We start from the raw sequence: 14,819 nt of genomic DNA on the forward strand, positions 1-14,819 counted from the left end.
CTCGCACGGCACTACTTGCATCGCATCGTTTAAGATATGAATCGTTACTTCAGCTCAACTTGTCCTTGCGACCAGGTTTCATCCACCGAACATCAACTCACTTCCACTCGTCTCCCGGCTCCATGTAAAAGTGGTTGGGCCCCGCCTGATGGTAGGTCCTGACCGCAGGTTTGAAGTCGTGTGACTTGTAGGGGGTATGCAGTTCGCGGGGGGCCAGATGCCGAGTCTGACGGCGCGCCGGATCGGGGACCGGGACCGCTTCGAGCAGACGACGGGTGTAAGGGTGTCGCGGATGGCTGAAGACCTCGGCGCGGGGTCCTATTTCAACGATCTCACCCATGTACATGACGGCCACGCGATGGCTGATGCGTTCCACCACGGCCATATCATGGCTGATGAAAACGAACCCCAGTCCCATCTCTTGCTGCAATTCCAACAGCAGATTGACGATCTGCACCTTCACCGATACATCGAGTGCTGAAACCGCTTCATCCGCTACGATCGTTCCAGGCCGCAACGCCAGCGCGCGGGCAATGCAAACGCGCTGGCGCTGCCCGCCTGAAAATTCATGGGGCAGGCGCAACACTGCATCGGCCGGCAATCCCACTCTGGCCAACAACTCCACTGCCACCTGTTCGCAGTCGCGCGAACTGACCAGGCCATGCACCCGCAACGGTTCGATGAGTGCCTGCGCAACACTCTGACGTGGGTTGAGGCTTGAGTACGGATCCTGGAAAACCATCTGGATTTTCCTGGCGCGCTCCATCGGGGCGATGCTCCCAATGTCCTGACCCTCGACCTTGATCTGGCCACCCGTTGCGGATAACAGGCCTGTAATCAGTCGCCCCGTCGTCGACTTACCGCAACCGGACTCGCCGACTATAGCCAGCGTCTCACCGCGTCGGAGATTGAAGTTAACGTTCTCTACCGCATGAACACGCCCGGTCACTCGCTTGAAGAAAGACGAACGAACGTCGAAACGCGCGACCAGGTTTGATACTTCCAGCAAGTACGGAGCGTCATGTTGAACGCTGTCGCTGACCCGTGGAACCGGAGCGGTCGCGCCGGTTTTGATGTCATAGATCGGAAATGGCTGGGGAAGATTGTGCGCATTCATGGAGCCCAACTCTGGAACCGCCGCTATCAGTGCCTTGGTGTACGCCTTCTGCGGGCGCGCAAAGATGTCAGCGGTGACTCCGGTCTCGATCATGTCACCGCGGTACATCACCAAAGTGCGATCCGCGATCTCCGCTACGACTCCCATGTCGTGAGTGATGAACACCACCGCCATCTGCTCTTGCGTTTGCAGTTCTTTGATCAGTTCCAGTATCTGCGCCTGGATGGTCACATCGAGCGCCGTGGTCGGTTCATCAGCGATGAGCACCGATGGATTGCACGCCAACGCCATCGCGATCATTACGCGCTGACGCATGCCGCCAGAAAACTGATGAGGGTAATCGCTGAAACGCTGGTGACTTGCCGGAATTCGGACTCGGTCCATAAGGCGCAAAACTTCGGCGCGTGCTTCGGCGTGATTCAGCCGACGATGAAGGCGCAGGGGTTCCGCAATCTGCTCCCCAATGCTCATGACCGGGTTGAGCGAGGTCATCGGCTCCTGAAAAATCATGGCGATCCGATTACCGCGCAGGGTCGCCATTTCAGGTTCTGAAAGGGTCAGCAACTCCGTCCCATCCAGGCATATGCTGCCCTGGACGCGGCTGCTTTTTGGCGCCAGCAGTCCCATGACCGCCATCGCTGAAACGCTCTTGCCGGAACCTGACTCGCCGACGATTGCCAGGGTCTCGCCCCGCTCAACGCTGAAATCCAGGCCATTGACGACTGAGGCCCATGCGTCGCCCCGGCGAAACGCTACGTTGAGCCCGCTGACTTGCAGAACCGCTTGCTGGGTCCCGGCTGAAGCCGCGGCGCTGATGAGAGTGTCATTCATAGGGGTCTGAATGCTCCGAGAGCTGGAGGTGATGACGCTGTGCGTATTCATGAGCGCTCCGATCGTGTTTTGGGATCTATGGCGTCACGTAACGCATCGCCCAGCAGACTGAGCGCCAGGACCGTCAGTAGAATCGCGATGCTCGGGCAGACAGTCAGCCACCACGCATCCAGAATATTTTCAAAGCCTTCACGGATCATGCTGCCCCATGTCGGTGTGGGTGGCGGTGCACCCAGACCGATGAAGCTCAGCGACGCTTCGGTGCGAATCGCGGTCGCCATCCACAGGGCGCCCAGCACGACGACTTCTGAAATCATGTTCGGCAGTATGTGGATACCCATCAGGCGCATCGGCCCGTATCCCAATGAGCGGCCCGCTTCAACGAAATCCCGTTGTTTCAACACAATGGTCGGTGCGCGGGCGACGCGCACGAATGGGGCAATTTCGGTGATGGCGATCGCGATGATCAGATTCTCCAGACTCGCGCCCAGCATGGCAGCCACCATCAGTCCCAGGAGCAAGGTCGGGAAGGAAAGCAACACGTCAACCAGCCCCATAATGAACCGGTCCAGCACCCCGCCTACATAGCCTGCGAGAACACCCAGTGCAGAGCCGATAGTCATGGCAATCATGACCGCCACGAAACCGACAAGCAGTGACACGCGTGCGCCATAGATCAGTCGTGACAGGACATCCCGTCCGTAACTGTCTGTGCCCAGCCAGAACTCTGCGGACGGAGGCTCAAGTCGATAAGCAATGTTTTGCTGCAAAGGATCATAGGGCGCCAACAGCGGCGCAAACACGGCAGTCAATATGATCAGTAACAGCAATCCGATACCGATCCACGCCATTCGATTAGTAGCCAAGGCCTGCCAAAGCCCATTCGGCCTGGCGGCTAATGGTGCGGCTAAAGAGGTCATTTGAATTTCACTCGAGGATCAACCAACCCATAGACAAGGTCGGTCAAGATGTTGACGACAATGACACAGCAGGCGAACACCACCATCAAACCCTGGAGCAAGCTGTAATCACGAGTATTTAATGCGCCAAGAATCAACTTACCCAGCCCTGGTCGGTTAAACACAATCTCAGTCAGTACAGAGTTGCCAATCAACGTACCGAAATATAATCCGACCACTGTCACGATGGGGATCAGTGCATTGCGCAAGCCGTGCCGCAAGACCAGGCGCATCGCGGGGACACCTTTGGCTTTGGCCGTTCGTATGTAGTCTTCACCCATGACACCCAACATGGATGAACGGGTAACGCGCATCACGTAGGCCGTCATGATCAGGCCAAGGTTGAACGCCGGCAGCGCCAGCGCATGCAGCTGCGCCAGCCATCCTCCATCCACGGCACTGCCTATCACCGGGAACCACCGAAGATGAATGGCAAACACCAGCAACATCAGAATCGCCGACACAAACGCTGGAAATGACAATCCCACAAGCGACAGCACTCGGCCCAGGTAATCCGGCCAAGCGTTACGCCGCAGTGCCGCCCAGACGCCCAAAGGCAAGCCCAGGATCAGACCAATCACAATCGACGCCAACGTCAGTTGCAGTGTCCAGGGAAGCACCAGGGCCACTTCTTGCGCCACCGTCCGGCCGCTGGACATGGACACACCGAAGTTGCCCGACAACATATCGCCAAGAAACTGCAGGTATTGAACGTAAACCGGTTGATCCAGGCCGAGCTGAGTGCGCATGGCACTCAGTGACTCGGCGCTGGCCTGATCGCCGAGCATCACCGCTGCCGGATCGCCCGGGACCAGGCGCACCAATACAAACACCGCCGTCAACATGGCAATCAACGTAGGTATGGCCAGCAGGAGTCGTTTGATCGCAAATTGCATCATGACTTATCCTCATCGATATTAAGCGACGCCAATTCACCGAGCGTCAGCGGCTTCAACGGTGGGCGAATACGGAAATACCCCACGGTCGCAACAGACTGTTTTTGTTCCGCTGCAATGATGTTCGCGACCGTGTATCCGCACTGGCGGCCCTGACAGGGCCCCATGCCCGCCCGGCTAAACGCCTTGAGTTGATTGGGGCCAGGCAAAGCGATCGCAGCGACCTTGCGAATATCGCCTGCGGTCAGCTCCTCACAGCGACACACAATGGTGTCGTTGGATGGCGCGAGAATGCTTGCCCGAGGTGGATACAACGCATCAAGCATTGGCCGTAAACGCAGTAATGAATCCAGCTTCTCTCGAAGTTTTTTCTTCCTGGCGCTCGCTGCGTCTGCAGTGATACGTCCGGCACGCATGCCAATGCCCAGCGCAACAATTTCACCCCGTACACACGCCGCTTTCGCACCGCCGATTCCCGCGCCATCACCGGCCACGTAGATACCGGACTCGGTGGTTTGCCCCCACTCGTCAAGGTCAGGCGAGAGGCACGATTGCTGCTTGCTCCAACTGTGTTTACAGCCCGATGCCTGCGTAATGTGGATGGAAGGCACGATGCCCTCGTGTGAAAGCAACACACTCGCTTCGACACGAACCGACTTACCGTCGGACTGGACGTATTCCAATGCCTCAAGGCGTCCTTCACCCAGCGCTCGCAGGGCAGTCGCTCTGCGCACTCGGCGAACGCCGGCGCTTCTGATTTCATACAACCATTTAAGGCCCTTGCCGATTTCCTTCAGGTCGGCCAGCGCTGCGCCCGCCCAGGGTAATGCGCGGCGCCATCCACCCGGCGGCGAAGTATCAATCCACCCGGCGATACGTCCTCCCGCACGCAACAGCTGCGCCATATACAAGAGTGGCAGCGGACCGCAGCCGACCACCCACACAGGTTGTGAAGGCACCTGGCTTGAGGTCTTCAACAGGATCTGGGCTGCGCCGACGGTCAATACGCCCGGCAACGTCCAACCAGGAAACGGCGCCGGTCGCTCTTGAGCGCCAGTGGCCAATACAACCTGGTCGGCACGCACCGCCTCGACCTGCCCGTCACGCTTGAGGAACACCCTCCATGTTGGCTCGATCTTCCAGACCTGGGTCTGTGGTTCATAAACCGCGCCACACCCTCTAAATCGTGCAACGAGCTCGGCACCCGCGCGGTACTCATTTCCAAGAATCGCACCTGTCGGGGTGGGCGCCACGGCTTCGACTGCGCGCCAGATTTGTCCTCCCGGCGCAGGTTGCTCGTCGACCACCAGAACACCAAGGCCAAGCTCGCGTATGCCGATCGCCGCGCTCATGCCGGCGGGACCGGCACCGATCACGACCACATCAAATTTACGTGTCATGCCGTCACGCTCCGCCGACCATATTGGCGTTCCACCTGCATGCCCTCTTGCACTGTCACCAGACAGGATTGCGTGGAGGCGACACCATCGATGACCGCGAGGCAATCGAAGCAAACGCCCATCATGCAATAGGGCGCCCGCGGGGTGCCCAGCACCGGAGTCGTGCGGCTGGCCAGCGCTTCCTGCCGCAACAGCACAGCGGCGACCGACTCGCCTTCAGCCGCTGCAACGGATTTGCCGTCAATAAACAGCGTCAACGTAGCGGCTGGCGACTCAGGCAGTCTTTTGAACATTGAAACGCCCATGATGAAAGATCTCCAAAGAGGCAGGCAGTACCCCTTCAATCAGCGCCTTGGCGTAGGCGCCCGCATGAAAGGAAGCCAAGGTCACGCCGGAATGGCATAGCGCGATATCCGCGCCTGGATGGCTGATGGATTTCGCATAGACGGGATTGCCGTCCGGTGTCATGACCCGCAGGCAGGACCATTGGCGGATCAACTTCGCTTTCGCCAGATCCGGAACAATCCTCAGGGCTTTGCGCACCATGCGCGCGGCACCCTCAGCGGTCGTGGCCAGGTCGAACCCAACATCCTCCTGGGTGACACCGATCATGACCGTCCCTTCGCCTGTTTGACGCAGGCCGCTTGCCGGCACGGGCAGCAACGGGGCGAGTCGCTCGGTCACCAGGATTTGCCCCCGCTGGGGACGCAATGGCACATCGAGCCCCACCATCGGCCCAAGCGCTGATGATCCCAGACCCGCCGCAATCACTACCCGCTCAGCGCGCGCTCGGAACGTCCCGGCCAGCACTTCGAAGCCGCCACCCGACAGCTTGTGAATGGCCTTCACGGCATGATTGCTGCGTAGTGTCCCTCCCCTTTGCAGGAATGCCTTGTGCATCGCCGCCAGCACACGAAGGGGGTTTGCATGTCCATCCAGTTCACCAAAACTTGCGCCTGCCACCTCCTTGCCCAAACGCAATGAGGGGAAACGTCGATTGAGCTCGGCCCGATCCAGCATTTGAGTTGAGGGGGCAAACTCCGGGGTCTGGGCGTGCCACCTGGCTATGTGATGCGTGCGGGCGTTGAACTCATCTTCGCTCAGGCAGAAGTTCAATCCTCCGTTGCGCTCATACGCCAACTCCATGCCACTTTCCGCCTCCAGCTGCATGGCGAACTCAGGCCAGTCTTTTACCGCCTGAAGTGACATGCGCTGGTAAGCAGGGTGCCCGAAGCCTTTCCCATGGGCCCAAATCAAACCGAAGTTGGCCTTGGCTGCACGAAAATCCGTATCCGCGCCATCCAGCATCAGCACCCGGCGATTCATTCCGGCCAACCCATACCCGATGGCGGCACCGACCATTCCGCCACCCGCGACGATCACGTCATATTCGAAGGACATTCAGCGCCCACTCCCGGTAGCAGTTGTGAGTTCGGTAATCGGCGGTTGCAGGTTCAGCGCACCCTTGAAGTCGTAGCCGTAGTTCACGCGATCACTGTGTGCCCAGACTTGTTTCAGGCCAAACAGGGGGATGGCGCAGACGTCGTCATGAATCTGCAACTGTGCCTGCTTCCACAGGACGAGCTGCTCCTGCGAATTGGTTTCAACGCGTGCTTTGCGGATGGCCTCGTCAGCCACCGAACAATGGCCGAAGTTGGACATGGCCCCAGGAGCGCCAATCGATGCCGTGGAGTCATAGAATTCGGTCAGCCAGTAATCGGCATTAGGGAACCGCGCAGCTCCGTAAAAGACAATCGCACTCTGATCCTGGCGGCTCTTGGCTTGATAGGTCGCATGGTCGACGACCTCCATGTCCAGCTTGATTCCGACCTTGGCCAATTGCGCCTGGACGATTTCCATGATGGGTTGCTGGGCAGGCGCGTTGGATACCACAGCTTTGAGAACAATGCCGTTCGCAAATCCCGCCTCCGCCAGCAGCTTTTTGGCGCGATCCATATCGTATTTATAGCCACCCGCAGTGCAATCCACGCCGAGGTAGCCATTGGGTATGACCGAGCAGCCCTTGTCCGCCACATCCTTGCCCACATAGCGCACGATCTCGTCCAGATTGACGGCGGCGGCGATCGCCTGACGCACTTTCAGGTTGTCCAACGGCTTGATCGTTCGATTGAGAAACAGCGTTCGAAATTCGGCGGGTTCAAATACATCGACCTTCACGCCACGACTTCTTGTGCGTTCAACCCAGCGTTGCTCACGCTTGCCCGCAGTTAGATCCAGCTCGTTCGAAGTGAACGCGAGATCCCGTGCGCTATCTGAAGGAATCAACCGATAAGTGATCCCGCCGAGTTTTGGTTTACCCAGGAAATAGGCGTCGTTGGCGACCAGTTTTACGTATTGCTGCGTGACATGCTCACCGAATACGAACGGTCCGGTACCAATGGGCGATTGGCCAAACTTGTCGCCCAGTTTTTCCGCAGCGGCTTTGCTGATGATATTGCCGCCGTGATAGTTGGATACGCGACCGAGGAAGGTTGCATCCGGGTACTTCAACGTGATCTGCACCGTGTAGTCGTCTAACGATTCAACCTTGTCGATGATTGCGAAGTTAGCCGCGAAACTCGAACGGTTGGGATCCCCTGCACGCTGGATCGAATACACGACATCGGCCGCTTTCAGTTCACCGTAACCACCGTGAAACTGAACGCCTTTGCGCAGGTGAAAAGTCCAGATCCGGTTATCCGCTGACGCTTCCCATTTCTCAGCCAGGTCGCCCTGTAATTCCTTGGGGTCGGCGCTTCCTGGCGGGAAACGAACCAGCCCATTGAACAGTTCGGACACGACCCCCTTATCCCCAACCAATGTCGCACGGTGTGGATCAAGCGTAGTGATGTCAGAAGCGCCCGAGCTGACTGTGATAAGAGGACGGGCATCGTCCTGGGCGAACACCGAAGGACTTGAGCCATACAACGCCAGAAGTACTGCTAATGCACTCGAACGAATCGTCAGACCATGAGACTTCATCGAAGGGCTCCTTGATTATTGATAAGACCACAGCAGGGCTTTCCGATGACTACATGGATAGCCTAGATCGCAAGCGACTATTCCACGTCCCGCACCATCGTTAGCCTTACACCATGTTATTTAGCAATGCCAAGGCCTTCTTTATTTAAACTATTGATTAATAAAGATTTTTATTTTTCGATTGCTGATATCTAAAGCCTAATGATATGGGCCAATGCTTAAATGCTATGCACTTGCGATCCTATGGCTGAAAGCATGCCCAAGGCTGATGCACCTGCTACCCAATGTAGTGCTCAGGTTCTGCTACCGAGCATGCTTCGCTACTTGAGGTAACACTCTGGTGCACGTTGCGATCGATCAGATTTCGGCCCACAGATACAGGTGACCGCATGCCGCAAAATCCGGTTTTGCAGTAGTCGAACAGCGAATTTAAATGGTGTGAAAACACAACAGCCCCGGACGATGACGCACAGTGATGCGCCAACGTTCGAGGCTGTAGCCCTGCATTGCGAGGTTAGATAAATTAAAAAATCAGCGTTGAACTAGATGGTTATCTTTTGCGCCTACCAAAGTGCGTAGGTGTAATTTATATAGAACCGAGTTTGATCCTGATCCTTCACGATGGTCTCTGGAAGGTCAGTCCTGAAGTTTGCGCGACGCAGCGAGAAGTTCAAGTTCTTGAACGGCCCACTCTGCAGGGTATAGTCCAACCGGACACCCCGCTCCCACTCATCATAACGTCCAGTGGTTGCGTTACCCGTGCCACGCACGTCTCGACCACTCGCGTAGTAAATGGACGGCTTTAAACCGGGCACTCCAAGCCCGGCAAAGTCATAACTGTACATGCCGAACGTAGTGTTTTCGCCCGCCCTGGCAAAGCTGTTGATTGTCAGGTCGGTGTACAAATAAATGCTGGCGCCCCCCTCACCTTCGTTACGCCCGCGGCCATCCACAACGTTGGCATTATTAACGTACGCCATACCACCACTGTCGCTGACTCGCTGATGCCCCAACGTGAAAACGTTCCCGCCGAGGGTATAAATGAAAGCGGCGGACCACGTGTCATTGTCCACCTTGCCTAAGCCGCCGGCGTTATAGCCGTTCTTGTATTGGTAGTCCACGTCACTGCCGTTTTTCCCATCTGACTTGCTCTTGAAGTACCGCAAGTCCGTCTTGAATGTTTGATTGGGTGCTATCTGGAAAACATGAAGCAAGCTAAAGAAATTCTGGCGATAGTAGTCTTCAAGCTGTGAATGGTAGTACTGCAGCGTGAGATCCTTCGTTACCTTCCAGTCGGCGCCCACGAACCGGAAACTGTCAGAGCCCTTGCGACCACCCGCAGCGATGTCAGACCAGTTAGAGGACGCCCGCCCGATGACATGATTCAGCTCACCGGCTGTCAGCGTCACGTTATCAATCTCATTCGAAGTCAGAATGGCGCCCTGAAAGGCGGTCGGTACCAAACGTCCATCGTTGGCCACCAGAATGGGCAAGTTAGGCGACAGCGCGTTACCTGCAGTCAGCAGAGTCTTGGAGTACTTGATCTTGGCGTTAGCGCCCACACGCCCCCACGTTCCAACCGGTGTGCCATCCGTATCGAGGGGAGAAACGGTGTTGGTCGTCGCAGGCCCGTGCGGAGAAGTGCCGCCGCCCAGGGTAAAGCCCTGGACACCTTGCAGATCCAGACCGAAACCTACTGTTCCTTGAGTGAAGCCGGACAGAAAGTCAAACTTGAGACCGGTGACCGTTTGGCGCTGGTCAATACCGCTGGCGTCGCGCTGATCACTTTCAAAATACAGAGTGCGGGAACTGATGGAGGCTTTACTGTCTTCAATGAAGCCGGCGGCACTGACGTGTTGGGTCAGAATGCCCGTGGCAACCGCTAATGCCAGGGTGCTTTTTTTCAATTGTTATCGCTCCTGTGAACGTTATTTTTTAACGTGCTCCAGAGCAAGTACCCGATATGTCGCCACGCCCACATATCGAATCCTTGAACCGTAACACCCGTATTGCTATGGCATTCACGCTCCAATCAGCGTTAAATTTAGCGAGGTGAATTCCATACATGTTTTTTAGCAATAGAGGTGCCACCGGTATATAATATATTGATTTATATGAATTTATTAATATCAGATGGCGATTTTAATGTCGCTATACTATTGGCCCATGTTGTAATGCTATTTAGCCGGGAGAGACGTGTGGAGAATAGAATCACACTGCGTCACCTTGAGGCGTTTCGCGCCATCATGGTGCGCAAAACCGTTACGGGCGCAGCAGAGATGCTGGAAGTCACGCAACCCGTTGTGACGCGCCTTATCGCCGACCTGGAAGAGCGAATTTCCATTTCGCTCTTTACCCGAATCAAAGGGCGTTTGCTGCCTACGCCAGAGGCGGCGCTTCTGTTCAAGGATGTCGAGCAATCCTTGATTGGCATTGAGCGAATTGCGAATGCCGCGTCCAACATCAAAACGTTGAAACTTGGTCGTATTGAGATTGCGGCGGCACCGAGCATGGCGCTGTCGTTTTTACCCAAGGCCATCGCAAGTTTCACGCTCGAGCATTCCGATGCTGTTGTCTCAATGCACATGCACAGCTCTGCAACCGTACTGGATATGGTTCAGCAGGACCGATGTGATCTGGGGTTCGCAATGTTTCCCATGAGGGCTACGCGACTCGGGAACAGTGAGACACTGGTGACGGCGAAAATGGTAGGAGTTATTCCCGTCAATCACCGGCTGGCGCGCAAACGTGTATTGCGTCCGGAGGATTTCGAAGGCGAAAGCTATATATCGCTATTGCCGCTGATGGAGGTTCGGATGAAGATCGACTCTTTGATGGTCTCCTATGGTGTCAAACGCCGGATCAGCGCCGAAACGCAGACCACCATCGCCATACTCAAATTAGCCGAAGCCGGATTAGGCATTTCGATTGTCGACCCGTTGACGGCCAGTGGCTACTCGGGAAATTTGCTGAAATTCATCCCGTTCGAGCCTGTGATTATCAACGATTATTCGATAGTAATATCCCAGCGAAATTCATCGACGCTTATCTTGAAGCCCTTCATAGATCATGCGCGCCGAGAAATACGAAATATGGTTCCTGCTAATTTGATTGTTCGAGGCTGATTAACCAAGTGGCGCTATGCATTGTATGTCACTACAGAACGGTAAGGTGCTGAAGGTCATCAGCATCATTACCAAACAAACCGATTGCTGTCCACCTACGCCGACATCGAAGCCGCCCATGCTGGCAAGCGACTCCGTGATCGCCAACGAAGTGCGCAGCTTAGGGTAGCGCATGCTCATTCCACCAAGGAAATCAGGGCAATCTTAAGGCATTGCAGTATGGCGATTGCCCGGCTGTTGAAGCCATTAATGCGAGCCATGAAGGTGTGGCACGTTGTGTCGAAGACAGTCAATTAACGGCGACGCATTTTACTTCCGAACGATAACAACATCTCACATATCGATGAACTGATTAAGCGGATACTCACGACGACGAGGGAATAGTATATGGCAAGTTTAGAAATTGTTGGGCGGTTGCGGTCGGTGTAGATGATTGTGCAGAACATGGCGGATGATGCGGAAACATTAGCATTAAGCAGTCATCGGCTGCCGTCGATTGCAATTACGCTAGATGCGTTGGGGCGGACGTTTCATCGATGATGCAGAGCGACTGACTTTCTCCCGCGGTTGCTGCACCTTTGACAGGCAACAATCCTCCAATAGAGGTTCAAGGCAATGATCAGAAGCGGGGTCATCACGACGTCGATTTTGTTTTCGAGAAAAACACAGCATCGCCCCGAATGATGCAAGGCCAGCGACACTGCCATTTCACGCATCAGATCGAAGTCCACCGCAGAATGCTGCGAGGACGCTTCGTTCAAGCTAGTTCCCGCGCGAGAATCGTTGCGCGCAACCGTCATGAACTGTCCGCCCTCACCTGCTTTCTCAAGCCGCTGCCCCCCGTCCGCTGTTTTTACTCACCTCAAACTGCCCCACCAGTTTTTGCAGTTTGTTGGCATTGAGCCTCACTGTCTCTGCACTGCCTTGCAACACCACCACCGTCTGACGCATTTCTGCTGAAGACAGGTCGACCTGCTTGATTGTCTGGCCGTAGTCGAGGCTACGCTTGTTGAGCTGCTGAATGATCGCAAACATACTTTCCACCGCTTGATGCAACTGCACGTTTTCCGAGGAAGCATCCTCGGCCAGGCGCAGGCTGTTATCGACATCTTTTACGCCCCCCTTCATGAAACTGACGGCGTTTTGCGTTTCGCTCTGCAAGCCCTCGACCATCTGCCGAATGTCGTCGGCGGCCCGAGAGGTGCGTGAGGCGAGACTGCGTACCTCATCGGCGACCACCGCAAAGCCTCGCCCATGTTCGCCTGCACGCGCGGCCTCAATGGCGGCATTGAGTGCCAGCAGGTTTGTCTGGTTGGTGATGTCACTGATCAGGCCGGTGATATTGCCGATTTGTGTCATGCGGCTGTCGAGCAACTGCACGCTTGAAGAAGAGCGCTCGACCACATCCCGAATCGACTGGGTGCCTGTCTGCACGGCAAGGAACTGCTCGCGAGCACGGGTAACGACTTCGTCCATCGCCTGCTTCATTTGTTCGGCGCTGGCAGAGGCTTGCTGGATCTCACCCAATTGGTCTTCTACGATGATCAACATTCGTTGCACCGCTTCAGCCACCTCGGCCGACGTGACGCCGGCTTCCTGGCTGCGCCCCAACATCATCTGATTGGTGGCGCCGACGGTGCGACTGGCCTTCACCACTTGCCCAACAACCGAGTCCAGATTATCGATAAAGCTGTTGATCCAGCGTCCCATATCACCGGTCTCGTCGTTGGCCATGCGCGTGGTGTCCAGACGCTGACGAAGGTTTCCCTCGCCTTCGGCGATGGTCCTGATTACCCCAGTCATCTCTCTTAACCTTTGCGCAAGCCGTTTAGGTCCCAACACGCTGAACAGCGCAGTGGCGCAGATCATGCCCACAACCTCCACGGTATCGATTAGTACTTGTGCCAAGCCGCTGTAATGCTGGACCGTAAAGTTGCAAGCAAAGAGCCCTGTCATGGTTGCGAGATAAGGCTTCATCAAGCTGTAGCTGAGTGAGCGACGGCGGTAGACCTCCTCTAGGTCGGCCTCACACATCATTCCCCAGCGATCAGGTGACCCTGGCAGCTGGAACGTAACGCCCTTGCCGACCACCGGAATGTGCCGATAGTCCGAGTAACCGGGATAAGTCACAAACAGGTTGGAGCCCATGCGGATGGTTTCGCGCACACCTGGGTGCAACTCCTGGGTCGCCGGGTCGGTGAAGCGCAGTTCCAACTCAGTGTGTCGTTGAATCTGCACGGTCTTATAGGGTGTGTGTACGCCACTTTTCAGATTTTCGCCGCGGGTGAACGTACCGTCCTCGAAACGTGAACGCGACAACGCGGTTCCCGGCGCGATCGCGGGATCGAAGCGTGATTTCGCCATGAACACATAATTGTCGCCCGACTCGGCATAGATGTGCCCGGCCTCGCGCTGTATAAGATCGCCCAACACATCGTTTGGCACACGACCGCAGAGGCAGCCCAAGACTTTTCCCTCGACCTTCAAAGGTTGATAGAACATCAACGTGACTTCATCGTGAAAGCGTGAAGTCGATGGACCGATTTGCAAGGTCAATGGATCGCTGTAAGGTCCGTGAAGAAACGGTGCCTTCAACCCTTCGGCCAGCGCACGGGTTCTCTCAAGCTGATTTCTACCGCGTCCGCTCCAACTGGAAGCGATGACCGCACCGTCTACACCCGCAACAAACAGTTCGGAAAAATCTTCGGCTTGGCTGAGCTTATCCATCAGCGAACTACTGTCGATATGGGCAAAATCCCGACCTAGATTTTCCGCCAGTTCAGCCAGGTGCTCCCATTGCTCGCGCGTCCAATTTTGCAGTAACTGCATGCGCGTCTGCGCAATGGATTCAAATGTTTGTTCGATCACCGGGTAAGTCGACTGATTGAGTTGGCATGACCTCCTCATCGCAAATTTTCCAGTTTTGCCGAACCAGGGCAACCAATGCTTCTCGCCAGAGGATAACTGCATAAAATTACTTGAAAGCGACATCTGTCTCTCCAACCGCGACATTCGGATGGCGACTTAAGAGCAAATACCAAGCCAAGTCATAAGCAGGCTAAACATTAGCGCTTATCGAATGATATCCTGCAATCGACAGCCATCTGTTTGCCTAGCCCGCAAGGTCGCATGCTTCAACTCGGTGCGCCATGTACCATATGCTCTGAAAAAGCACTGATTTCAGACAGCGACAGCTCACCAAGGACTACGTGTTTAGTGAGCCTGGCAACCGCGGTATTACCGGGAAACAAACTACCGATTCAGAAGCCGCGGCAATGTCCGCCAATCGTTTCCGCATGGGCCAATTCTGGTCGATGCGAGGAACGTAACAGCGTTGGCGTGCAAGCTTTGCCATTGACCATGTGATCGTTCGGTCAGCAAATCAATGTTCTATGAATGATGCCCCCGAGCGCGTTTTACACACGCTAAATCAATTGCAGCCCTTCACGACAGACAGCAGTCGGCCAGAAGCAATGGGATGCCCCCCTCACCTCGGCATCTTGAGTGCC

10 protein-coding genes are annotated in these 14,819 nt (G+C 55.8%); 1 reads left to right on the forward strand and 9 read right to left on the reverse strand.

Annotated features, from left to right (window positions below; genetic code table 11):
- Nucleotides 1–97: 97 nt before the first annotated feature.
- The 8 genes from AC3ITA_RS14295 to AC3ITA_RS14330 form a co-directional block, all read right to left on the reverse strand.
- Nucleotides 98–1,999, reverse strand: coding sequence for an ABC transporter ATP-binding protein (locus tag AC3ITA_RS14295; protein WP_489277450.1), 1,902 nt, complete (start codon nt 1,997–1,999; stop codon nt 98–100).
- Nucleotides 1,996–2,868, reverse strand: coding sequence for an ABC transporter permease (locus AC3ITA_RS14300; RefSeq protein WP_489277452.1), 873 nt, complete (start codon nt 2,866–2,868; stop codon nt 1,996–1,998). Before AC3ITA_RS14300 ends, AC3ITA_RS14295 begins: the two co-directional genes overlap by 4 nt.
- Nucleotides 2,865–3,806: an ABC transporter permease gene (locus AC3ITA_RS14305; protein WP_403018374.1), complete on the reverse strand. Its 942-nt coding sequence runs from the start codon at nt 3,804–3,806 to the stop codon at nt 2,865–2,867. Before AC3ITA_RS14305 ends, AC3ITA_RS14300 begins: the two co-directional genes overlap by 4 nt.
- Nucleotides 3,803–5,203: an FAD-dependent oxidoreductase gene (locus tag AC3ITA_RS14310; protein WP_489277455.1), complete on the reverse strand. Its 1,401-nt coding sequence runs from the start codon at nt 5,201–5,203 to the stop codon at nt 3,803–3,805. The genes AC3ITA_RS14305 and AC3ITA_RS14310 overlap by 4 nt, the downstream gene beginning before the upstream one ends.
- Nucleotides 5,200–5,496: a (2Fe-2S)-binding protein gene (locus tag AC3ITA_RS14315; protein ID WP_489277457.1), complete on the reverse strand. Its 297-nt coding sequence runs from the start codon at nt 5,494–5,496 to the stop codon at nt 5,200–5,202. Before AC3ITA_RS14315 ends, AC3ITA_RS14310 begins: the two co-directional genes overlap by 4 nt.
- The gene (locus tag AC3ITA_RS14320) at nt 5,477–6,604 is read right to left on the reverse strand and encodes an NAD(P)/FAD-dependent oxidoreductase (protein ID WP_489277459.1); all 1,128 of its coding nucleotides are present in this window, start codon (nt 6,602–6,604) and stop codon (nt 5,477–5,479) included. The genes AC3ITA_RS14315 and AC3ITA_RS14320 overlap by 20 nt, the downstream gene beginning before the upstream one ends.
- The gene (locus tag AC3ITA_RS14325; RefSeq protein ID WP_489277461.1) at nt 6,605–8,185 is read right to left on the reverse strand and encodes an ABC transporter substrate-binding protein; all 1,581 of its coding nucleotides are present in this window, start codon (nt 8,183–8,185) and stop codon (nt 6,605–6,607) included.
- 563 nt (nt 8,186–8,748) lie between these two features.
- Nucleotides 8,749–10,092, reverse strand: coding sequence for an OprD family outer membrane porin (locus AC3ITA_RS14330; RefSeq protein ID WP_489277463.1), 1,344 nt, complete (start codon nt 10,090–10,092; stop codon nt 8,749–8,751).
- Between the two features lie 291 nt (nt 10,093–10,383).
- Between AC3ITA_RS14330 and AC3ITA_RS14335 the strand changes: the two genes are divergently transcribed.
- On the forward strand, nt 10,384–11,310 hold the full coding sequence (locus AC3ITA_RS14335; RefSeq protein ID WP_489277465.1) for a LysR substrate-binding domain-containing protein: 927 nt from the start codon (nt 10,384–10,386) through the stop codon (nt 11,308–11,310).
- A gap of 825 nt (nt 11,311–12,135) precedes the next feature.
- Here the strand turns inward: AC3ITA_RS14335 and AC3ITA_RS14340 are convergent.
- The gene (locus AC3ITA_RS14340; protein ID WP_489277467.1) at nt 12,136–14,322 is read right to left on the reverse strand and encodes a methyl-accepting chemotaxis protein; all 2,187 of its coding nucleotides are present in this window, start codon (nt 14,320–14,322) and stop codon (nt 12,136–12,138) included.
- Nucleotides 14,323–14,819: the final 497 nt, after the last annotated feature.

The sequence above is a fragment of the Pseudomonas sp. GL_090 genome (genome assembly GCF_057837765.1).

Coding starts and splice junctions, on each gene's coding strand:
- AC3ITA_RS14295 (WP_489277450.1), bottom strand. CDS start 1,999: ATGAATACGCACAGCGTCATCACCTCCAGCTCTCGGAGCATTCAGACC.
- AC3ITA_RS14300 (WP_489277452.1), bottom strand. CDS start 2,868: ATGACCTCTTTAGCCGCACCATTAGCCGCCAGGCCGAATGGGCTTTGG.
- AC3ITA_RS14305 (WP_403018374.1), bottom strand. CDS start 3,806: ATGATGCAATTTGCGATCAAACGACTCCTGCTGGCCATACCTACGTTG.
- AC3ITA_RS14310 (WP_489277455.1), bottom strand. CDS start 5,203: ATGACACGTAAATTTGATGTGGTCGTGATCGGTGCCGGTCCCGCCGGC.
- AC3ITA_RS14315 (WP_489277457.1), bottom strand. CDS start 5,496: ATGTTCAAAAGACTGCCTGAGTCGCCAGCCGCTACGTTGACGCTGTTT.
- AC3ITA_RS14320 (WP_489277459.1), bottom strand. CDS start 6,604: ATGTCCTTCGAATATGACGTGATCGTCGCGGGTGGCGGAATGGTCGGT.
- AC3ITA_RS14325 (WP_489277461.1), bottom strand. CDS start 8,185: ATGAAGTCTCATGGTCTGACGATTCGTTCGAGTGCATTAGCAGTACTT.
- AC3ITA_RS14340 (WP_489277467.1), bottom strand. CDS start 14,322: ATGTCGCGGTTGGAGAGACAGATGTCGCTTTCAAGTAATTTTATGCAG.